Genomic DNA, 20907 nt, shown 5'->3' with positions numbered 1-20907 from the left:
GGTCGCGGCGGTTTCCTGCCAACGGCCGAGTGACAACACGGGGATCCAACGATCACCATTCGGACATGAACGAGGGGGAGAGATCCAGGGTGCCCTCCGGCACCACGCTGCGGTTCGCGTCGCTGGTGCTGCTGGCGGTCGCGACCACGTTGCAGATCTTCGGCCAGTACGCGTCCACGTGGCCGGTGGCCACGTCGTTCGACAGAGCCCGTTGTCAGGTGCAGTCCGGCCTCTACCTCACGTCGAAGCTGGAGGTCGAGCCCGATCAGTCCAAATGGGACGGTTATCGGGCGTGCATGGCGACGTTCCTCGGCGGCCGTGCGGCGTGGCTCCTGGGCGGACTGGTGCTGCTCTTCGGCGTGGCTCTGCTGATCTACCTGTTGCGGCCGGCGTGGTTGCGCCGCCGGCGGGACCTGGTTCCCGTTCCCGACGAACTGGTGGAGCCGCTCGCCGAGCTGGTCGAGGAAGCCGGACTCACCAAGGCGCCGACGTTCCTGCTCGACCGGACGAACCTCCGCGCGGGCGGAGTCGCGTTCGGCACGCACCGCCGCAAATACGTCGCGCTGAACGTCGGCATGGTGGCGTTGCGCCGCATCGAACCCGAGTCGTTCCGCGCGATCGTGCTGCACGAGCTCGCCCACGTCCGCAACGACGTCACGATCACCTACGCCACGCTGGCGATCTGGCGCGCCTTCGTCATCGCGGTGCTCACGCCGTACGTGCTCACGCTGTTCAACCCGATGCTGCTGTCGCTGACCCCGTGGCGGCTGCCGTCGTTGCCCGGCGACTGGTTCGCCCCCAACGTGCTGTGGCGGGTGATCGCGCTGGTGCTGCTGGTCTTCGCCGCGCGCGTCGCGGTGCTGCGGGCGCGGGAGAAGCACGCCGACGCGCTGGTCGTGCGGTGGACCGGCGACCCGGACCCGTACCGGCTGCCGCCGACGACCAGCCGGGTGCGCCGATGGCTCGGTCACCACCCCGCACCCGCGAGCCGTCAGGCCGTCATGCGGGATCCGAAGTCGTTGCTGCGGCCCGGTTTCTGGGAGACGCTCGGGAGTGCGCTGGCCGTGCAGATCGCGTGGTGGCACACGATCACCGGGCTGCGCGACCTGACCTGGTACCGCGAGGGCAACGAGTCGTTCCTGGTCATGCGCGTCGTCTGGGCGATCCCGGTGGCGGCGCTCATCGGGCTGGTCGCCTGGCGTGGTGCGGCTTTCGGCCCGCGGCGCGGCACGTTCGCGTGGCCCGGTCTCGCCATCGGACTCGGTCTGGTGCTCGGCGACCGGCTGGACACGCAGACCGTCATCCCGCTCGGTCCGCACAGCGTCATCGGTGCGGCAGCGCTGGCCGGCACCGCCGTGCTCGTGACGATCTGGGCCGGACACTGCGCGACCCTCGTGCGCACCCGGTGGCACGGCTGGTTCCTCGGGCTGTCGATCGCCGTGGTCGCCTACACCCTGCTGGGCTGGTTCCCCGAGGTCCGGATAGCGGACGCCCTGTGGCGCAACAACATGGTGCCGGTGCTGGACCTCCTGCACGGCTACGCGCGGACGTTGCCGAACGAGATCGGCCTGAAGGCCGTGGCGATCCCGTTCCTGATGAACTTCAACCGGGTGCTGACCGTGGTGTCGCTGGCGCTGCTGTGGCTCGTGCCGTTGTTGCTGCGGCGGGAGTTCCCGCGTTCCGCCGCACTGGCCGGCGTGATCGGCTGCGCACCGGCCGTCGCCGCGGTCGCGCTGCTCGGATCCGCCGGAACGCCACTGGTCGCCACGGCCTGGCAGATCCTGGCCGTGATGGCCGTCCAGCTCGTCGTGGTGCTGGTGGCCCGCGTGGATCGCGTGGGCGCGCTGCTCACGACCTGGCTGATCGGGTTGGCCGCGACGGCGGCGATCTGGCTGACACACCTGAACGGCACCGAGGTCGACAGCGTTCTGGCGACGCGCCCGCACCAGGTCCTGCCCGTGCTGGGAACGCTCGCCGCCCTGCTCGCGGGCGGACTCGGCCGCACCGGCCGGTACGTCCGGTCACGACCGATCTGGGCGGCCGGAATCGCCGCGCTGGGCGTGGCGGTGGCGACGTGGTGGCCGCCTGCGGGATCGAGTGCGATGACGCTGCAGCCGCCGACACCCGCGGGCGCCGCGGTGAACACCGACGAGGCCATCGCGATCTGGGTCTACGGGGGCGGCCAGGACCGGGTGACGACCGTGATCCAGGCGAACGACAAGGTGTTCGCCGGTGTGCGGGCCGCCGACCCCGCGGCGATCGCGGCAGGGTGCGAGGCGCTCGGTCCGGTGGTGCGGGAGAGGTTCCCCGACCCACCGGACGCGCAGATCGCCGCGACGTGGACGGAGGCGTTGCGGGCGCTGGAAAGCGGCGCCCGCTCGTGCCTCGTCGTCTTCCGCGACTCCGGCACCGACGACGGCTCGATGACGAAGGAGTTCCTGAGGGGCATCGACCAGCTGAAGGTCACGCAGAAGGCGCTGGTCGAGGCCCAGGAACGAGCTGTCAGCTGAGGACGTCGTGGCGGACGATCGTCTGGTCGCGGCCGGGGCCGACGCCGATCGCCGAGACGCGGGCGCCGATGATGCCCTCCAGGTACTCGACGTACGCCTTGGCGTTGGCGGGCAGCTCGTCGAACTCGCGGCAGCCCGAGATGTCCTCGAACCAGCCCGGCAGCTCCTCGTAGACCGGCGTCGCGTGGTGCACGTCGGTCTGCGTCATCGGCATCTCGTCGACGCGGCGACCGTCCACTTCGTACGCGACGCAGACCGGCACCTTCTCCAGGCCCGACAACACGTCCAGCTTGGTGAGGAAGTAGTCGGTGATGCCGTTGACGCGCGAGGCGTAGCGGGCGATCACCGCGTCGAACCAGCCGGTGCGCCGCGAACGTCCGGTGGTGACACCGAACTCGCCGCCCTGCTTGCGCAGGTACTCGCCCATGTCGTCGTTGAGCTCGGTCGGGAACGGACCGGAGCCCACGCGGGTCGTGTAGGCCTTCAGGATGCCGATCACGGTGCTGATCCGGGTCGGGCCGACGCCGGAGCCGACCGTCGCGCCACCCGACGTCGGGTTCGACGACGTGACGAACGGGTAGGTGCCGTGGTCGACGTCGAGCAGGGTGCCCTGCGAGCCCTCCAGCACGACGATCTCGTCGCGGTCCAGCGCCTGGTTGAGCAGCAGGCGGGTGTCCGCGATGCGGTGCACGAAGTGCTGACCGCGCTCCAGCACCTGGTCGACGACCTGGTCGGGGTCGAGCGCCTTGCGGTTGTAGACCTTGACCAGCACCTGGTTCTTGAAGTCCAGGGCGGCCTCGACCTTCTGCCGCAGGATCTTCTCGTCCAGCAGGTCCTGCACGCGCACGCCGACGCGGGCGAGCTTGTCCTGGTAGGCGGGGCCGATGCCGCGGCCGGTGGTGCCGATCTTCGCCTTGCCGAGGTACCGCTCGGTCACCTTGTCGATGGCCACGTGGTACGGCATGATCAAGTGCGCGTCCGACGAGATCAGCAGGCCGCTGGTGTCGACGCCCTTCTCCTCCAGCCCCGCGAGTTCCTCGAGCAGCACGCCGGGGTCGACCACGACGCCGTTGCCGATCACGTTCTTCACGCCGGGGGTCAGGATGCCGGACGGGATGAGGTGCAGGGCGAACTTCTGACCGCCCGGGAGGACCACGGTGTGACCCGCGTTGTTGCCACCCTGGTAGCGGACGATCCACTGGACACGCTCACCGAGGATGTCGGTGGCCTTGCCCTTGCCCTCATCGCCCCACTGGGCACCGATCAGCACGACGGCCGGCATGTGAAACTCCAAGCGCTTGGACTGGTTCGAGCGAACGCCGGTAAGCGAGGGTAGACCAGGAGATGACCGTGCACGGAATCGTGTTGGCCTGCGGAAACCCGCAGTTGCCAATGATCACTCAACGTGACGACACCCACGTGGTGCCCGCGCGCCCCGGCAAGGACCACGTCGATCAGCATCTGGACGCCGAACGGCTCGTCGTCGTGGGTACCGACGCCGACCTCGCGGCGGTCGGGGTTCGGTTGCTGCGCAAGGAGAAGCTCGGTTCGATCACGCTCGGCTACGTCCCCGTGGGCGATTCGCCCGTTGCCGCCCTGTGGGGGCTTTCGACCGATCCCGCACGGGCGCTCGACATCGCCCTGAACGGTGACGTAGATCCCGTTCCGTTCGTGCGCGACGACGTCGGCGGTGTCCTCATGGGACTCGGCGTGTTGTCGCCGGTTCGTGGCGTTGGTTACAGCGACGCGGACAACGTGCTGCGCGGCCAGGCCTCGCGGGTCGAGTGCACGCCGGACCCGGAAGGCGGCTTGGGCCTCGTGGTCCGAATTGTTAACAAACGGCTGATCGGGTCGAAGGTCCGGGAAAGCCGGCCACGCGCTTTCCAGCTCGGCTGCCTGCCCACGACCGCCGTTCTCGATGGTCACAAGCACCCGCGGCCGGTCGACAAGTGGACCTGGTACCGGCACACCGAGGACTTGAGGCTCGTACGAGGCGTCTAGTCGTGCGCTTGTCATTCACTTGAGTGTCACCCAAAGGTATTGCCTAATTTCATACCGTCACTAAGGGTATGTCCCGATCACTTCCAACAAGGAAGGTCGGGACGATGTCAAAAGTTAACCGAACCATTGGTGTTCTCGTTGCCGCGGCAACTCTCACCTTTGGTTTTGTTTCCCCTGCACTCGCGACACCGCCGAACATCCCCTCCGTCGACACCGCCAGGACCGAACTGGCCAGCCTCACGGTCGCCAGCGAAAGCTCGAGCACGGGCTACTCGCGCGACCTGTTCCCCCACTGGATCACCCAGTCGGGGAGCTGCAACACCCGTGAGGTGGTGCTGAAGCGCGACGGCACCAACGTGGTGACCGACTCGTCTTGCGCGGCCACCTCCGGCACGTGGAAGTCGCCGTACGACGGCGGTACCTGGACCTTGGCCTCCGACGTGGACATCGACCACATCGTGCCGCTGTCGGAAGCCTGGAAGTCCGGAGCGTCGTCGTGGACGACGTCCCGGCGCCAGTCGTTCGCGAACGACCTGTCGGGCCCGCAGCTCATCGCGGTCACCGACAACGTGAACCAGGCCAAGGGCGACAAGGACCCGGCCGCGTGGAAGCCACCGCTGACGTCCTACCACTGCACGTACGCCAAGATGTGGGTTCGCACGAAGAAAAACTGGGGACTCACCCTGCAAAGCTCGGAAAAGACCGCACTGACCGGGATGCTCAACACCTGCTGATGACCACACTCTCCTCGCCTTTCGTGGCCGGCCCTGGTGGCGTGATGACCGACGAGGTCGGCGTCGTCACCGGGGACCTGGAGCTGCGCACAGAGCTGTCCGACGACGGAAAGCTGCGTGCGCAGGTCCGCTACGAGGGCGCGGAGGAGTGGTACGCCATCACGGGTGGTTCGTGCGCCCTGGCTGATCCTCGCGATCACGAGCCGGTTCACTCGCTGCTGCTGGGCCTGCTGAACCGGCCGGAGGGGTGAGGGGCGGCAACGCCTCCATCGCCTCGCTCCGGCTCAACCCGGTCGCCTGCAGCAGGTCCACGGCCACGCTGCGGATCTGCGCCAGCACGACCTTGGACGAGAACCCGTCCCCACCGAGACGCCGCGCGGTGAGATGCCGCGCGGCGTCTCGCACGGCCTCCCTGGTGTCCTTGGGTGTCCGGCCCTTCTCCAGCTCGCCCTTGAGGCAGTCGACGGCGTCCGCGTAGTCCTTCAGCACGTCCGGCACGCCGTCCGGGATCTGCTCGTCCGCCTTGAGCGCCGCCATGGTCCGGCGCGCGAGCACGCGGGTGTTGCGGATCGCGTAGTCCACCGGCCCGGCCGCGGTCTGGTACCGGCTGAGCTCGTCCTTGGCGCGCCACCGGATGGGAGCGATCTTCGCGATCTCGCTGCCGGTCTGCAGTGCCGACTTGTAGTCGTCGATCGTGGCCTGGCTGGTGCGCAGCTCGGCCAGCACACCCGCGGCCTTGACCGCGTCCTTCTCGGTGAGGGCCTCGGCGAGGTTCCGCAACGCGCCGCTGAGCGTGTTCGTCAATGCCCTGAGTTGCCGTTGCGCCACGGTGACCGGGTTGGCCGGCAGCAACGCCGCCACCGCGAGCCCGACCAGGCCGCCGGTCAGCGCGTCGATCATGCGGTCGAACCCGCCGCCCGCGCTCGGCGGCAGCAGCGTCGCGACCAGCACGGCGGACGAGCCGGCCTGCAGCGCGATCACCGAGCCGCCGTCCAGCAGCACGGCCGCCGACATCGCGAGCCCGACGACCAGCGCGATCTGCCACGGACCGCTGCCGATCCAGCTGATCAGCGCGTCGCCCACCCCGACGCCGACCGAGACGCCGACGACGAGCTCACCGACGCGCCGCAGCCGTTGCCCCAGCGAGACCCCGAGGCAGACGACCGCGGCGATCGGCGCGAAGAACGGGTGCTGGTGCCCGATCACCAGGGTCGCCACGACCCAGGCGAGACCGGCGGACAGAGCACTTTGGACGATCGGCAGCGCGGCCCCGCGCCACCGCGTCAGCCCGCGCCCGACCGCTTCCCGGACAGCACCCACGTCAGGTCAGACCAGACCCAGCGCGGCCGGAGCCTTGGGGTCGGACTCGGCCAGGAACTTGCTGCAGCGCTCCCACTCCTCGTCCTCGCCGATCTCGCGGGCAGCCCTGGCCAGCGCGGCGAGCGCGCGCAGGAAGCCCTGGTTCGGCCGGTGGTCCCACGGCACGGGTCCGAAGCCCTTCCAGCCGGAACGACGCAGCTGGTCAAGGCCGCGGTGGTAGCCGGTGCGGGCGTAGGCGTAGGCGGCGACGGGGTCACCGGCGTGCAGCGAGCGTTCGGCCAGCAGTGCCCAGGCCTCGGAGAAGTCCGGGTACGCCCGCACGATCTTGGCCGGGTCGGTGCCACCGTCCGCGGCGGACTGCGCCTCAGGGCGGTCGGGGAGACGGGTCGGCTCGGGCCCGAGGAGGTTCTCAACCATGCGGCCCATCGTGCCGCACGAACGCGTCTCAGGAGATGAAGACCCTCATGACAGCGGCCACAACGGCCAGCAGCAAAGCGGTGACGAGCACTCCGGCGACGATCTTCTTGGCCATGGCCGAGAACCCTGCCGCGCTGGGCCGAAGAGATCAACGTCGTTCACCCGGTCGTGCACCCGAATGAGAAACATCAGGGTAAAACCAGGGGGCCCCGGTCTTCCTGGAAACCAGAACGCCGCTCATGATGTTCGGATGATTCAGGGGGTAAGGCAGTTCCGCGATCAGTACTGGGAGCGAGGCGTGCCGGGCAGGGAGACACCGGCGAAGCTCACGAAGCAGCTCTACCAGCTCTGGCTCGTAGGTCTGCTGTTGAAGCTGATCGGGTCGTCGTGGGACGTCTCGTGGCACTTCAAGTGGCTGCGCGACGACCTCGCGCCGCCGCACCTGATCAACACGGTCGGCACGGTGATCGTGGTCGGGCTGACGTTGTTCCACACGTTCACCGGCTACGGCGTCGACAAGCTGACGCTGCGGCTGATGCAGATCGGGTGCGGGATCTTCCTGGTCGCGCTGCCGATCGACGTCATCAACCACCGCATCAACGGGCTCGACATCACCTCGTGGAGCGGCTCGCACGCGCTGCTGTACCTCGGCACGGCCGTGATGCTGGCCGGCGCGATCCGCGGGTGGATGAAGTACTTCCCGCTCGGCACCATGCGCACGTTCGGGCTCGTCGCGCTGTGGTTCTTCTTCCTGGAGAACGTCTGGTTCCCCAACCAGCACCAGGAGTACGGCGTGCGCGCGCTGCAGGCCTACGACAACGGCAGGGCCGAGGCCGAGCCGATCCTGATCCAGTTCGCCGCGGACCAGCTCGGCGTGCCGATCGGACGTGAGGCGGTGGTGCACTTCGCGCTGCCCATCGCGGACTGGGTGTACCCGGTGTGGGGCCTGGTCGCGGCCGCCATCGTGCTGGTGATCGCCCGGCGCACGATCGACAAGCCCTGGGCGGCCACGGCCGTCGCCGGTGGCTACGTCGCGTACCGGTGCCTGATCTGGCCGTTGCTCGCGGGCATCGACTTCCCGAAGTCCGCCGTGCCGCTGTTCCTGATCCTCGTCGGGCTCGCGATCGACGCGGCGCACGTGATCAAGATGCCCACGCCGGCCGCGGCCGTGCTGGGCTCTGCGGCCGTCACGACGGTCGGGTACGTCGGCATCTGGTTCCAGCAGGAGTACCTGTGGGGACCGCCGATCTCGTTCTCTTCAGCGGCCGTCACCGCCGTCCTGCTAGCGGTTCTCTGGACCGCGGGCGACCTGCTCATCCACCGCCCAGAAGCCCAACTGCTAGCTGCGCGCCTCAAACTCAGCTAGAGGTTGATGAGGGGAGCTTTCACAAACCTCAGGTTTATGAAAGCTCCCCTCATCAAGCAATCAGCCTGCGATCATGCGGCCGGACGACTTCAGGTGCTCGCACGCCTGGGCGATGCGGGCAGCCATGGCCTGCTCGGCTGCCTTGAGGTAGCTGCGCGGGTCGTAGGTCTTCTTGTTGCCGACCTCGCCGTCGATCTTCAGCACGCCGTCGTAGTTCGCGAACATGTGCGCCGCGATCGGGCGGGTGAAGGCGTACTGCGTGTCCGTGTCGATGTTCATCTTGATGACGCCGTACGACACGGCCTCGTGGATCTCCTCGAGCAGCGAGCCGGAGCCGCCGTGGAAGACGAGGTCGAACGGCTTCGAGCCGGCCGGGAGGCCCAGCTTCTCGGCCGCCACGTCCTGACCCTGCTTGAGGATCTCCGGGCGCAGCTTCACGTTGCCCGGCTTGTAGACGCCGTGCACGTTGCCGAAGGTCGCGGCGAGCAGGTAGCGACCCTTCTCACCGGCGCCGAGCGCGTCGACGGTCTTCAGGTAGTCCTCGGGCGTCGTGTAGAGCTTGTCGTTGATCTCGTTGTCGACGCCGTCCTCCTCGCCACCGACGACGCCGACCTCGATCTCGAGGACGATCTTCGCCTTGGCGGAGAGGTCGAGCAGCTCGCTCGCGATCTGGAGGTTCTCGTCCAGCGCGACGGCCGAGCCGTCCCACATGTGCGACTGGAACAGCGGGTTGCCGCCCTTGTCGACTCGCTCCTGGCTGATGGCGATGAGCGGACGCACGTACCCGTCGAGCTTGTCCTTCGGGCAGTGGTCGGTGTGCAGCGCGATGTTCACCGGGTACTTCGCGGCGACCACGTGCGCGAACTCGGCGAGCGCGACAGCGCCGGTCACCATGTCCTTGACCTTGGTGCCCGAGGCGAACTCGGCACCACCGGTCGAGACCTGGATGATGCCGTCGCTCTCGGCCTCGGCGAATCCGCGCAGAGCCGCGTTGAGAGTCTCCGAAGACGTGACGTTGATCGCGGGGTAGGCGAACTCGTTCGCCTTGGCCCGGTCAAGCATCTCCGCGTAGACCTCGGGAGTTGCGATGGGCATCGGTCGTCCTCCTCAGGTGCCCTGAACGCCGTATCAACGGCATCCTACGAGGCGGTGTCAGGGGGCCACACCGGCGGCCGACCCGGCGACATGATCGTTCAAGGAGTGGAACGTCCCAGCTCGGAGCTACTGGCCGGTACGGACGAGGCCCAGCGCGGCGGCCAGCTCCGCGTACCTGCCGTTCAACGACTGGACGGCCACGTGGTCGGCGCCCGCGTCGAGGTGCGCTCGCAGCTTCGCCGCCACCTGTTCCGGGCTGCCGTGCGCCACCAGTGCGTCGATCAGCCGGTCCGAGCCGAGACCCGCGACCTCCTCCTCGCTGAAGCCCCAGCGCTGCCAGTTGCTCGTGTAGTTGGTCAGGCTGAAGTAGTACGAGAGCTGCTCACGGGCGATGGCCCGCGCGGCCTGAGGGTCCTCCTCCACGACGACGGTGACCTCCGGCGCGAGGATCTTGCCGCCGAGCACCGCGCGTGCGGCGGCGGTGTGCTCGACCGGCACCAAATATGGGTGCGCACCGGCGGTGCGGTCAGCGGCGAGCTTGAGCACCTTCGGGCCCAGCGCCGCGAGCAACACCCGTTCGGCGGGTACGTCCAGCCGGTCCAGGTACGAGACGAGCTTGTCGTAGGGCTTCTCGTAGGCCTGGTCGATCTGCTTGTGGCCGACGCCGACGCCGAGCACCAGCCGGTCGCTGCCAATGCGGTGGAACGACGCGGCGACGTCCTCCGGCTCGGTCTGCCAGACGTTGACGATCCCGGTCGCGACCGTGATCGACTTCGTGGCGTCGAGCAGCCGCTCGACCAGGCCGAGGTCCGATTCGGGTGAGCTGCCCAGCCAGAACGTGCCGTAGCCGAGCGCCTCCAGCTCGGCGACCTCGTCGACGCGGTCGGCCCACAGGTAGCGCGAGCCCCAGACTCCGAACGTTCCCAACATGCGAACCCCAATCGTCACGGCGGACTACCTTTCGCAGTATGCCGATCTTGAGCACCACTGACCTGAACGTGTCCAGGCTGTGCCTGGGCGGCAACGTCTTCGGCTGGACCGCCGACGAGGACCAGTCGTTCGCCGTGCTCGACGCCTACGTCGCGGCGGGCGGGAACTTCCTCGACACCGCCGACGTGTACTCGGCCTGGGGCGAGGGCAACTCCGGCGGCGAGTCGGAGACGATCATCGGCAGGTGGCTGGCCAGGCGTGGGACCCGCGACGACGTCGTGGTCGCCACCAAGGTCGGCATGCTCGCCGGGTTCAACAACCAGAAGCGCGACACCGTCCTCACCGCCGCCGAACGGTCGCTGAAGCGGCTCGGCGTCGACCACATCGACCTCTACTACAACCACCTCGACGACGCGGACACGCCGCTGGAGGAGACGCTGGCCGCCTACGACCAGCTCGTCCGCGACGGCAAGGTCCGCTACATCGCGGCGTCCAACTTCTCCGCCGAACGGCTGGCGAAGGCGCTGGAGATCCAGGAACGCGAGGGCTTCGCGAAGTTCGTGGCGCTGCAGCCCGAGTACAACCTGGTCAGCCGCGCGGAGTTCGAGGGTGATCTGCAGAAGGTCGTGCAGGACAACGGCCTGGCCACCGTGCCGTACTGGTCGCTCGCGAAGGGCTTCCTGACCGGCAAGTACCGGCCGGGCGTGGAGGTCCGGAGCGCGCGGGCCGGCGCGGCGTCCAAGTACCTGGACGAGCACGGCCTGCAGGTGCTGGAGGTGCTCGACGAGCTGGCCGAAACGTACGAGACGACGGTCGCCTCGGTCGCCCTGGCGTGGCTCGCCCAGCAGCCGACGGTGGCCGCGCCGATCGCGTCCGCGCGCACGTTGGAGCAGCTCAGCGACCTCGTGCCACTGCTGAACCTGGAGCTCACCCAGGCCGAGGTGGACCGCCTGAGCGCAATTTAACTTGCCAGTAGCTTACCGGGAGTAGGTTGCGTTACCGTGGCGGCATGGACGTCACGGGCAAGGTGGTACTGATCACCGGCGCGGCCAGGGGCATCGGCGCCGAGGTGGCGAGGCAACTGGCCGCGCGCGGGGCTCGCCTCGCGCTCGTCGGGCTCGAGAAGGCCCAGCTCGAAGAGGTCGCCCGGCAGACCGGCGGCAAGGCGTGGGAAGCCGATGTCACGGACTGGGAGGTGCTCGAACGCGTCACGACCGAGGTCGCCGAGCACTTCGGCGACATCGACGTCGTGGTGGCGAACGCGGGCATCGCGGCCACCGGGTTCGTGCGCTCCATGGACCCCAAGGCGTTCGAACGGGTCATCGAGGTCAACCTGCTCGGTGTGTGGCGCACGGTCCGCACGGCGCTGCCGCACCTGATCCGCAGCCGCGGCTACTGCCTGGTCGTGTCGTCGCTGGCCGCGATCGTGCACATCCCCGGCAACGCGGCCTACTCGGCGGCGAAGGCGGGCTGCGAGGCGTTCGCGGACAGCCTGCGGGCCGAGGTCCGGCACCTGGGCGTGGACGTCGGCACGGCGTACTTCTCGTGGATCTCCACGGACATGGTCAACAGCGCCGACGAGCACCCGGTGTTCGGCAAGCTCCGCCAGGGCATGCCCGGCGTGGCCGGCAAGAAGTACCCCGTCCGCAACGTCGGCAGGGCCGTGGTCAGGGGCATCGAGAAACGTGCGAAGGCGGTCCACGTCCCCGGCTGGGTGGGCGCGCTGAAGTACTTCCGCGCGTTCACGCCGATGGTCGTGGACCGCCAGGCGGTCGAGGAGGTGGCCGACGCCGACCGGCAGATGGCCGCGAGCGACACGTCAGGACTGGTCGGGCCGGGCGGTCAGGCCGCTAGTCGGTGAGCCAGGAGCCGAGGAGCGCGTTCCAGGCCCGGATCTCCCACTTCGCGACGACGTTCGCGGGCGTGTACGGGTCGTTGGAGATGATCTCCTTCAACGCCGCCTCGTCCGCGGCTTCGTAGATGATCAACGCGCCGGTGTCGTCCGCGTAGGGTCCCGCGGCGAGGACCACGCCTTTCTCGGACAGCGAGGCGATGTACTCGCGGTGTGCCGGGCGCACAGCGAGGCGCTTCTCGTTGTCGGGACCGAACACCAATTCGACTGCAAAGCGGGCCATGCGACCACCGTAGCGACGGTGACCGGTACCGTCCTACCTTGTGGTTGGCGAAGAAACCCCGCGCACCGTGCAGGACACCCTGACCAACCTGCGAATCAAGGACGGCGTCGCAGGACCTCCCACAGGGCCCCTCACGCTCGAAGACCTGTACAAGCAGCACCGCATGCGTCTCGTGCGGCTGGCACTGCTGCTGGTCGACGAGCCGTCGACGGCCGAGGACGTGGTGCAGGAGGCGTTCGCCGGGCTGCACCGCAACTGGAAGGGCCTGCGCGACGCACAGGCGGCCGTGGGCTACCTCCGCACGGCCGTGGTCAACGGCTCGCGCAGCGTGCTGCGCCGGCGCAAGACCGCCCGCGACTACACCCCGCCGCACGTCGCGAACGCGCGCTCGGCCGAGTCGCTCGCGATGCTGACCGCCGAGCACCAGGCCGTGGTCAAGGCTCTGCAGCAGTTGCCGCCGCGCCAGCGCGAGGTGCTCGTGCTGCGGTACTACGGCGACCTGTCCGAGGCGGAGATCGCCGAGGCCACCGGCATCTCGAAGGGCACCGTCAAGTCGACGGCCTCGCGGGCGCTGGACGCCCTGCAGAAGATCATGGCCGGCTGACTCGGACGTATTGATCAGTTAGCAAACTTGACAGTCTTTCCAGTTGAGCCGTTTTGCCCGTTGCGGACGGTTTCAGCTCGTAAGACCACACGCCGAAATCGCCACTTGGTATAGACCAATAGGGCTTCGATGCCGCAGGATCAGTCCTCGTGGCACGCAGACACGTGGTCGCCGTCGACATCGGTGGCACCGAAACCAAGGCGGCGCTGGTCGCCGGCACCCCTGACGAGGTGGCGGCTCAGAAGCACGCCCGCCGGTCGACCCCGGCAGAGCTGGAACCGCTGCTCGGGGTGATCGCCGAGCTCGTCGACGAGCTCCGGCAGGCCTCCGAGCACGCGATCGACGCCGTGGGGATCGTGGCGCCGGGCATCGTGGACGAGGCCAACGGCGTCGGCGTGTACACGACGAACCTGCCGTGGAGCCAGTTCCCGTTCAGCACGGTCCTCACCGAACGACTGGGCGTCCCGGTCGCGTTCGGCCACGACGTGCGCGCCGCCGGCCTCGCCGAATGCCGGATGGGTGCCGCCAAGGACCTGCGCAACGCGGTGATCATGCCGATCGGCACCGGGATCGCCGGCGCGCTGCTGCTCGACGGGAAGATCTTCAGCGGCGACGGCTACGCGGGTGAGATCGGACATGTGAACGTCGGCCACGGCGTGCCTTGCGCGTGTGGCCAGATCGGCTGCGTGGAGACGGTGGCGTCCTCCGCGGCGATCGCCCGCCGGTACACCGCGCGTACCGGCACCCCCGTCAACGGCGCCGCTGATGTCGCCCGAAGGGTGAAAGACGGAGAACAGGACGCCGTCGCCGTGTGGCACGAGGCCGTGGACGCGCTCGCCAGGGGGATCCTGGTGCTGGCAACGCTGCTCGGTCCGGAGGCCGTGGTGCTCGGCGGCGGGCTCGCACTCGCAGGGGACCTGCTGGTGGAGCCGTTGCGGGACAGGCTGGACGGGCTGATCGCCTTCCAGCGCCGACCGGAACTGCGGCTCGCCGCGCTCGGCGACGAGGCGGGCTTCCTCGGCGCGGCGCTGCTGGCCATCGACATGCTGGAGGCGTCATGAGCACGTGGGGTGGACCTGTCGACGTGACCCTGACCAACGGTCGGGTCGTCACGCCGGACAGGGTGCTCGAGAACGGGTGGGTCAGCATCTCCGACGGCCGGATCGTCGCGGTCGGTCAGGGCGCCGCGCCCGACGGCCCGACGACCGACGTCGGAGGCGGCACGATCGTGCCGGGGTTCGTCGACATCCACTGCCACGGCGGTGGCGGTGACGCGTTCACCAGCAGCGACCCGGTGAAGATCCGCAAGGCCGCGTCCGCGCACCGCAGGCACGGCACCACGACGTTGCTCGCGTCGCTGGTCTCCCGCCCGGTGCCGGAACTCGCCGACCAGGTCTCCGCGCTGGCCGAGCTGGTCCAGGAGGGTGTCGTCGCCGGCATCCACCTCGAAGGACCGTTCCTCTCGGCGGCACGGTGCGGCGCGCACGATCCGGCGATCCTGTGCCCGCCGGAGCAGACCGCGGTGACGAAGCTGCTCGACGCGGGCAAGGGCACCGTCCGGATGGTCACCATCGCTCCCGAGCTGGAGGGCGCGGTCCAGGCCGTCCGCCAGCTCGTGGACACGGGCGTCATCGCCGCCATCGGCCACACCGACGCGACCGAGGCGCAGGTCCGCCCGGCCGTCGACGCGGGTGCCACGGTGGCGACGCACCTGTTCAACGGCATGCGCCCGTTGCACCACCGCGAGCCCGGCCCGATCGGCGCGCTGCTGGACGACGAACGCGTGACCGTCGAGCTCATCTGCGACCTCGTGCACCTGCACCCGACCGCCGTCCGCCTGGCCGCGCACCACGCCGGCCTGAAGCGCACGGTCCTGATCACCGACGCCATCGCGGCCGCCGGTGTCGGTGACGGCGTGTACGACGTGGGCGGGCTCGAAGTCCGGGTCGTCGACGGCGTGCCGACGCTGGCGGGCGGTGCGGCGCTGGCCGGCAGCACGCTCACGATGGACATGGCGTTCCGCAACGCCGTCAACTCCTGCGGCCTGTCGCTCGTGGAGGCCGTGCACGCCACCTCGACCCGTGGCGCGGAGCTGCTCGGTCTGGACGCAGGGAAGCTCCAGCCGGGCTGCGCGGCCGACATCGTGGTGCTCGATGCAGAATTGAAGCCGAGGGACGTGTTGGTCAGGGGCGAGTGGGTCAAGGACTAGGGGCATGGCGGACGATCCGGAACGGCTGGTGACCGACGCGCTGCGAGCGCAGGCGACCAGCACCAATGCCGGATTTGCCGTGTCCGTCCCGATTGCAGAAGAACGCCCAGGTCCGCTGTCGGTGTGGTGGGTGCTGGGCCTCGCGCTGCTGTTGGGCCTGGCAGCGGGCACGGTGGCCGCAGTGATCACGCTCAGCTGACCTGTACCGTTGTGCCCGTGACGATTGCATTGGGCCCTGACTGGCTGGACCCCACCGTTCTGCTGAACGGGCTTGGCCCGTACATGCTCATCGGGCTGTGCCTGATCATCTTCGCGGAGTGCGGGCTGCTCGTCGGTTTCTTCCTGCCGGGTGACTCACTGCTGTTCACGGCAGGTCTGTTCGTCGCGGCGGGCACCATCGACACCCCGCTCTGGCTCGTCTGCGTGCTGCTGACGATCTGTGCGTTCGTCGGCAACGTCGCCGGCTACTACATCGGGCACAAGGCCGGCCCGGCGCTGTTCAGCAAGCCGGAGTCGAAGATCTTCAAGAAGGAGTACGTCGACAAGACGCAGGAGTTCTTCGACAAGTACGGCGCGCGCGCCATCGTCCTCGCCCGGTTCGTGCCGATCGTCCGCACGTTCATCACGGCGATGGCCGGTGTCGGCAAGATGGATCCGAAGAAGTACTTCACGTACTCGGCGATCGGTGGCGTGGCGTGGGCCGCGGGCCTGACGATCCTGGGCTACTTCCTCGGCCAGGTCTCCTTCATCAAGGAGAACCTGGAGATCACGCTGCTCGCCATCGTGTTCCTGTCGATCGTGCCGATCATCATCGAGGTGATCAAGGCCCGCAAGGAGAAGAAGTCGCTCCTGCAGGAAGAGGCCGACGACATCACCCAGGTCATGGAGGCGCAGATGCGCCAGGACGACTCGACGCAGATCATCCCCCGCGTCGAGCGCTGAGCGGGCTCGAATGACGAACGAGACGTGGAGCGCCGACACGCCAGGGGTCCTGCGCCTGCCCTCGGGACGGTTGATCCGCGGCCGAGGGCTGCGCAACCCTCTTCCCCCAGGCCAGAAGCCCGAGTTCGGGGTCTATCTGCAGGGGAAGGAGCCCGCTCCGGTCGAGTGGGAGAGCAAGTGGGTCAAGTGGACGGACTTCTGGCTGCCGGCCGATCGGGCGGCTTTCGTCGAGACGCTGCGTGAAGTGCTGAAGCGGTCCGAGACCGAGCGCGTCGAGATCGCCTGCAGCGGCGGTTACGGCCGGACCGGAACCGCCATGTCGTGTCTCGTCACGCTGGACGGAATCCCGAACAGCGAGGCGCTCGCGTACGTGCGCGAGAACTACAACAAGCGCGCCGTCGAGACGCCTTGGCAGAAGCGGTTCATCGGCCGTTTCTCGGGCTGAGCTGAGGTACGGCGCTGGAAAGCGTTTGAGTCTCACGCAACGTCAAGGTGTTGGTTGAACGGCATGACTGACACCACTCGACGTGAAGTGCTGGGATGGCTGGCCGGGCTCGGTGCGGCAGCGGGCGTGGGCCTGCTCGCACCGGGCAGGGCCGGCGCCTCCGTGAGCGTCACCGCCCTGCGCGGCGTCACGATCGTCGACTCCGCCGGCACTCGCCCCAACGCCACCATTGTGCTGGCGGACAACAAGGTTCTCGCGGTCGGGTCGTGCGACCTGCCGTTGCCGCGCGGCTGCACGGTGCTGGACCTGGCGGGCAAGTTCGTCATCCCCGGCCTGTGGGACATGCACGTGCACGGCGCCTACCTGGAGCGGATCACCCTGCCGTTGTGCCTGGTGAACGGCGTGACCGGGATCCGCGAGATGTGGGGCGTCCCGCAGCTCTACGACCTGCGCGACCGGATCGCGCGCGGTGAGGTCTTCGGGCCGCGGCTGACGGTCGCCAGCACGATCATCGACGGGCCGCACTCCACGCTGCCGTTCGCCCTGATCGCCGGTACGCCGGAAGAAGGACGACAGGCCGTCCGCGACGCCAAGGCCCAGGGCGCCGACTTCGTGAAGGTCTACTCGTACCTCGACCGGGCCACGCTGACAGCGATCGCGGACGAGTGCGCGAAGCAGGACATCACGTTCGCCGGGCACTGTTCGAACCACGTGCCGCTGGGCGACGCGAGCGACCTGGGACAGCGCACGTTCGAGCACATGTACGGCTTGTCGCTGGCGACGAGCTCGGCGGAAACCGAGCTGCGCCAAGCGATCGCGGACCTGCCGCTGGATCCGGCGAACTCGTTCGCGTGGTTCAAGCAGGTGCTGGAGTTCGAACGCCGGGCAACGTTGACGCACCGCCGATCCAAGGCGATTCAGCTCGCGAAACGGTTGCGGCGCAACAACTCCGCGCTGTGCCCGACGATGGTGGCGATGCGGGTGTACGCGAGCCCGGCGGACCGGTTCGCGAACGACCCGCGGCTGAAGTACCTGCCGGCGTTCTACCAGGACTTCTGGCGGGACGGGCTCAAGCCGTGGGCTCCGGTGACGCCGGAGGAGATCAAGCAGCAGGCCGAGTTCTTCAAGCGCCGCATGGACCAGGTCGCGGAGATGCACGACCTCGGCGTGGAGGTGCTGGTCGGCACGGACGCGGGCAACCCGTACGTGTTCTCCGGTTTCTCGGTGCACGACGAGCTGGAACTGCTGGTCGAGGCGGGCCTGTCGCCCAAGGCCGCCCTGAACGCGGGCACCCGCAACGGCGCGGTGCACCCCGGCGCCGACGCGAACCTCGTGGTGCTGGACGGCAACCCGCTCGGCAACATCCGCAACACGCAACGGATCCACACCGTGCTGACGCGGGGCAGGGTCCTCGGACCGGCGGAACGACGGCAGCTGCTGGCCGACGTGGAGAAGGCGGCGCAAGAACCGATTGGCGCTGTCCAGGCCCGGTGCTGCTGAGCAGCGTCGAGCTCAGACCCGGTGACTGGGGACCTTCGCATGCCGCGGACACGACGATGACCTTCTACAGCACCACTTCCGCGTACACCGATCTGCGTGAAAGACCAGCCGCTGCTGACCGGAGGCTTCGACCGGCTCAGTGCGGAGATCACCGACCCGGACGGCTGACAGGGACTGAGCGGCCGGATCGAGCTGTGGAACGAGAGCAACCCGGCCGAACGGCTCGCGCGTGAGGCCTGATCACGCTGCCCGTCCCGCTGTCGTTCCTGCGCGTCGACCAGACCTGCTCGTGGACGGCGACGGCGATCGACGGTGACCTGCGCAGCACGCCGAGCAAGCCGTGCCGGTTCATCACCGACCTCACCGCGACCGTGACGATCCCGCACGGACCAGGTGCGCACACCGTGTGGGTGCGCACCTTTGGCGCACCTGGCATCGAGTCCGAGCACGGCTCGTCGAGCTGGGTCAGAGACTGAACATCGAGCCGGGGTTGAACAGGTTCTCCGGGTCCAGCGCGCGCTTGATGTCGCGGTGGACCCGGAGGCCGACCGGGCCGATCTCCCTGGCCAGCCACTCGCGCTTGATCTTGCCGATGCCGTGCTCGCCGGTCACCGTGCCGCCCAGCGACAACCCCACCGCGAGGATGTCGTCGAACGCCTTCTGGGCCCGTGCGAACTGATCGGCGTCCGCGGGGTCGTAGACGATCGTCGGGTGCATGTTGCCGTCACCGGCGTGGCCGACGACGGCGATCTTGAGGCCGACCTCCTCGGCGATGTCCTCGCAGCCCTGGATGAGTTCGGCGATGCGCGTGCGGGGCACGCACACGTCGTCGGTCAGCCACGAGCCGTAGACCTCCAACGCGGTCAGCACGGCCCTGCGCGCGGTCAGGAGGTCACGGCCCTCGTTGACGTCGTGCGTCGCGTAGACGAGGTCGGCTTCGGAGCAGATCTCCTCGATCTTCTGCAACTCGTGCCGGGCCTGCTCACCGCCCGCGTCGGACTGGCAGATCAGCAACGCGGCACAGCCCGGACCGGCGCCGAGCTCGGTCTTGAGGTACTGCTCGACGGCCTCGATCGAGGTGCGGTCCATGATCTCCATCAGTGACGGCACCAGGCCCTCGCGGACGATCCGGCTGACCGCGGCTCCGGCCGTGGCGGTGCTGCCGAACGCGGCGACCAGCGTGGCCGGGGCCTGCGGGAGCGGTTTCAGCGCCAGGGTGGCCTTGGTGATCACGCCCAGCGTGCCCTCGGAGCCGATGAACAGCTTGGTGAGGTCGTAGCCCGCGACGCCCTTGACCGTGCGGCGGCCCGTGCGCAGCACCTCGCCGTCGGCCAGGACCACCTCGAGGCCCAGCACCGAGTCGGTGGTCACGCCGTACTTCACGCAGCACAGGCCGCCGGCGTTGGTGGAGAGGTTGCCGCCGATCGTGCACCAGTCGTAGCTGCTCGGGTCCGGCGGGTAGAACAGGCCGTTCTTCTCGACGGCACCGCGCAGGTCGAGGTTGATCACGCCGGGTTCGACCACGGCGAGGCGGTTGTCGGCGTCGATCTCGACGATCGCGTTCATCTTGGTCGTGACCAGGACAACGCAGCCGTCGATGGCGTTCGCGGCGCCCGAGAGGCCGCTGCCCGCGCCGCGCGGGACGATGGGGACCTGATGGCGCGCGCAGGCTCGCACCACCGCCTGGACCTGCTCGGTGTCCAGCGGGAACACCACGGCCAGCGGACTGCCGTGCGGCGCCAGCGGCATCATGTCGCGCTGATAACTCGCGGTGACATCGGCGTCCGTGAGCACACCGGCGTCACCCAGTGCGGTGCGGAGTTCGGCGAGCAAGGTCTCCATACCCGTCACGCTAGCCCGGTTCGACTGCTTCACTCGAAGGTGATTCCAGCCGGAGGGAGTTCACGTGGTCACCGAGTGTGCTCAATCAAGATTTCGTCATCCCGTTAGACCGATGTCGCCGTACCGCCGGCGCAGCACGACGTAGGCTGGCTCACCGTGGCGCATGCTTTCGCCTCGCTGGAGACCGCGGGTCCGCTGGCCGTGTGGGTCATCGTGCTGAGCTTCATCTTCATCGAGTGCGCATTCATCTTCGGGTTGTTCCTGCCCGGTGACTCGCTGCTGTTCGCCGCTGGTGTCGTGCTGGCGACGCACAACAGCGAGCTGTCGGCGTGGGCGTTGTCCCTCGCGGCTCTGATCGTGGCGGTCGTCGGCAACCAGGTCGGTTACTTCATCGGCCGCGGCACCGGCACGCGCGTGCTCGCGCGCAAGGGCGGCAAGGTGCTCAACCGGCAGAACCTGAAACGCGCGGGCGACTTCCTCGACCGGCGCGGCTTCTGGGCCGTCGTGCTGGCCCGCTGGCTGCCGTGGATCCGCACGCTGGCGCCGATGATCGCCGGTGCCGCGCGGATGGACCTCCGCCGGTTCACGCTGGCCACCACGCTCGGGGCCATCGCCTGGGTGCCGACGCTGGTGCTGGCCGGCTACTACGGCGCGGGCATCCTGCAGCAGCTGCCGTGGCTCGAGACGGCGGCGCTGGTCGTCAGCGTCGCGTTCTTCCTCGGCGGCACCGGATGGGGCATCTGGCGCTACCGCCAGGAGATGCAGAAGCCGGTCGACGAGAACAGCGACGACCTGGAACACCTCAGCGAGCACCACGCCGGCTGAAAATCTGCCACCCTGACCTTTCACGTAAAAGG

22 protein-coding genes are annotated in these 20907 nt (G+C 68.7%); 15 read left to right on the top strand and 7 right to left on the bottom strand.

Annotation, left to right across the window (positions count from 1 at the left end):
• Positions 1–65: 65 nt before the first annotated feature.
• On the top strand, positions 66–2510 hold the full coding sequence (locus G7043_RS24325) for a M48 family metalloprotease (RefSeq protein ID WP_166049091.1): 2445 nt from the start codon (positions 66–68) through the stop codon (positions 2508–2510).
• Here G7043_RS24325 and G7043_RS24320 read toward each other — a convergent pair.
• Complete coding sequence (locus tag G7043_RS24320) at positions 2503–3792, bottom strand: adenylosuccinate synthase (protein ID WP_166049089.1); 1290 nt, start codon at positions 3790–3792, stop codon at positions 2503–2505. The genes G7043_RS24325 and G7043_RS24320 overlap by 8 nt on opposite strands.
• Positions 3793–3902: 110 nt before the next feature.
• Between G7043_RS24320 and G7043_RS24315 the strand changes: the two genes are divergently transcribed.
• The 3 genes from G7043_RS24315 (at position 3903) to G7043_RS24305 (ending at position 5496) form a co-directional block, all read left to right on the top strand.
• Complete coding sequence (locus tag G7043_RS24315; protein WP_166049087.1) at positions 3903–4511, top strand: hypothetical protein; 609 nt, start codon at positions 3903–3905, stop codon at positions 4509–4511.
• A 104-nt stretch (positions 4512–4615) separates the two neighbouring features.
• A complete protein-coding gene (locus G7043_RS24310) occupies positions 4616–5245 on the top strand; it encodes an HNH endonuclease family protein (protein ID WP_166049085.1) in 630 nt (209 codons plus the stop codon).
• Positions 5245–5496 carry a hypothetical protein gene (locus G7043_RS24305; protein ID WP_166049083.1) on the top strand — a complete coding sequence of 84 codons (252 nt, stop codon included), beginning with the start codon at positions 5245–5247 and terminating at the stop codon, positions 5494–5496. Before G7043_RS24310 ends, G7043_RS24305 begins: the two co-directional genes overlap by 1 nt.
• Here the strand turns inward: G7043_RS24305 and G7043_RS24300 are convergent.
• Both G7043_RS24300 and G7043_RS24295 read right to left on the bottom strand, forming a co-directional pair.
• Positions 5405–6565, bottom strand: a complete 1161-nt coding sequence (locus tag G7043_RS24300) for an FUSC family protein (protein ID WP_166049081.1) — start codon at positions 6563–6565, stop codon at positions 5405–5407. The two genes, G7043_RS24305 and G7043_RS24300, sit on opposite strands and share 92 nt — an antisense overlap.
• A 6-nt stretch (positions 6566–6571) precedes the next feature.
• Positions 6572–6982 carry a DUF3151 domain-containing protein gene (locus tag G7043_RS24295; protein ID WP_166049079.1) on the bottom strand — a complete coding sequence of 137 codons (411 nt, stop codon included), beginning with the start codon at positions 6980–6982 and terminating at the stop codon, positions 6572–6574.
• Between the two features lie 250 nt (positions 6983–7232).
• Between G7043_RS24295 and G7043_RS24290 the strand changes: the two genes are divergently transcribed.
• Positions 7233–8348 carry a hypothetical protein gene (locus G7043_RS24290; RefSeq protein WP_166049077.1) on the top strand — a complete coding sequence of 372 codons (1116 nt, stop codon included), beginning with the start codon at positions 7233–7235 and terminating at the stop codon, positions 8346–8348.
• 60 nt (positions 8349–8408) lie between these two features.
• Here G7043_RS24290 and fbaA read toward each other — a convergent pair whose 3' ends face one another.
• Both fbaA and G7043_RS24280 read right to left on the bottom strand, forming a co-directional pair.
• Complete coding sequence (gene fbaA / locus G7043_RS24285) at positions 8409–9443, bottom strand: class II fructose-bisphosphate aldolase (protein ID WP_166049075.1); 1035 nt, start codon at positions 9441–9443, stop codon at positions 8409–8411.
• Between the two features lie 126 nt (positions 9444–9569).
• On the bottom strand, positions 9570–10373 hold the full coding sequence (locus tag G7043_RS24280; RefSeq protein WP_166049073.1) for an LLM class F420-dependent oxidoreductase: 804 nt from the start codon (positions 10371–10373) through the stop codon (positions 9570–9572).
• A gap of 38 nt (positions 10374–10411) precedes the next feature.
• Between G7043_RS24280 and G7043_RS24275 the strand changes: the two genes are divergently transcribed.
• Together G7043_RS24275 and G7043_RS24270 are read left to right on the top strand one after the other, a co-directional pair.
• Complete coding sequence (locus G7043_RS24275) at positions 10412–11338, top strand: aldo/keto reductase (protein ID WP_166049071.1); 927 nt, start codon at positions 10412–10414, stop codon at positions 11336–11338.
• Positions 11339–11382: 44 nt separating this feature from the next.
• Positions 11383–12234, top strand: a complete 852-nt coding sequence (locus G7043_RS24270; protein ID WP_166049069.1) for an SDR family oxidoreductase — start codon at positions 11383–11385, stop codon at positions 12232–12234.
• Here the strand turns inward: G7043_RS24270 and G7043_RS24265 are convergent.
• Complete coding sequence (locus G7043_RS24265) at positions 12224–12508, bottom strand: YciI family protein (RefSeq protein WP_166049067.1); 285 nt, start codon at positions 12506–12508, stop codon at positions 12224–12226. The two genes, G7043_RS24270 and G7043_RS24265, sit on opposite strands and share 11 nt — an antisense overlap.
• 40 nt (positions 12509–12548) lie before the next feature.
• Here G7043_RS24265 and G7043_RS24260 point away from each other — a divergent pair, with 40 nt between their 5' ends.
• The 7 genes from G7043_RS24260 (at position 12549) to G7043_RS24230 (ending at position 18208) form a co-directional block, all read left to right on the top strand.
• Positions 12549–13112, top strand: coding sequence for a SigE family RNA polymerase sigma factor (locus tag G7043_RS24260; protein ID WP_086661329.1), 564 nt, complete (start codon positions 12549–12551; stop codon positions 13110–13112).
• A 149-nt stretch (positions 13113–13261) separates the two neighbouring features.
• On the top strand, positions 13262–14173 hold the full coding sequence (locus tag G7043_RS24255; RefSeq protein WP_313888050.1) for an ROK family protein: 912 nt from the start codon (positions 13262–13264) through the stop codon (positions 14171–14173).
• Positions 14170–15321, top strand: a complete 1152-nt coding sequence (gene nagA / locus G7043_RS24250; protein WP_166049065.1) for an N-acetylglucosamine-6-phosphate deacetylase — start codon at positions 14170–14172, stop codon at positions 15319–15321. The genes G7043_RS24255 and nagA overlap by 4 nt, the downstream gene beginning before the upstream one ends.
• Before the next feature lie 4 nt (positions 15322–15325).
• On the top strand, positions 15326–15520 hold the full coding sequence (locus G7043_RS24245) for a hypothetical protein (RefSeq protein ID WP_166049063.1): 195 nt from the start codon (positions 15326–15328) through the stop codon (positions 15518–15520).
• Positions 15521–15537: 17 nt separating this feature from the next.
• Positions 15538–16263, top strand: coding sequence for a DedA family protein (locus G7043_RS24240; RefSeq protein WP_313888049.1), 726 nt, complete (start codon positions 15538–15540; stop codon positions 16261–16263).
• 10 nt (positions 16264–16273) lie between these two features.
• Complete coding sequence (locus G7043_RS24235) at positions 16274–16708, top strand: protein-tyrosine phosphatase family protein (protein ID WP_166049061.1); 435 nt, start codon at positions 16274–16276, stop codon at positions 16706–16708.
• A gap of 63 nt (positions 16709–16771) precedes the next feature.
• Positions 16772–18208, top strand: coding sequence for an amidohydrolase family protein (locus tag G7043_RS24230; RefSeq protein ID WP_166049059.1), 1437 nt, complete (start codon positions 16772–16774; stop codon positions 18206–18208).
• Positions 18209–18673: 465 nt separating this feature from the next.
• Here the strand turns inward: G7043_RS24230 and G7043_RS24225 are convergent, their stop codons facing one another.
• The gene (locus tag G7043_RS24225; protein WP_166049057.1) at positions 18674–20050 is read right to left on the bottom strand and encodes an FAD-binding oxidoreductase; all 1377 of its coding nucleotides are present in this window, start codon (positions 20048–20050) and stop codon (positions 18674–18676) included.
• Between the two features lie 156 nt (positions 20051–20206).
• Between G7043_RS24225 and G7043_RS24220 the strand changes: the two genes are divergently transcribed.
• Positions 20207–20875, top strand: a complete 669-nt coding sequence (locus tag G7043_RS24220; protein WP_166049055.1) for a DedA family protein — start codon at positions 20207–20209, stop codon at positions 20873–20875.
• Positions 20876–20907 lie beyond the last annotated feature (32 nt).

Origin of the sequence: Lentzea alba (assembly GCF_011067745.1) — a bacterium.
Classification (GTDB): Bacteria; Actinomycetota; Actinomycetes; order Mycobacteriales; family Pseudonocardiaceae; genus Lentzea; species Lentzea alba.
Note: the sequence above shows the minus strand (reverse complement) of the source record. Positions and strands in the feature narration are given on the sequence as shown.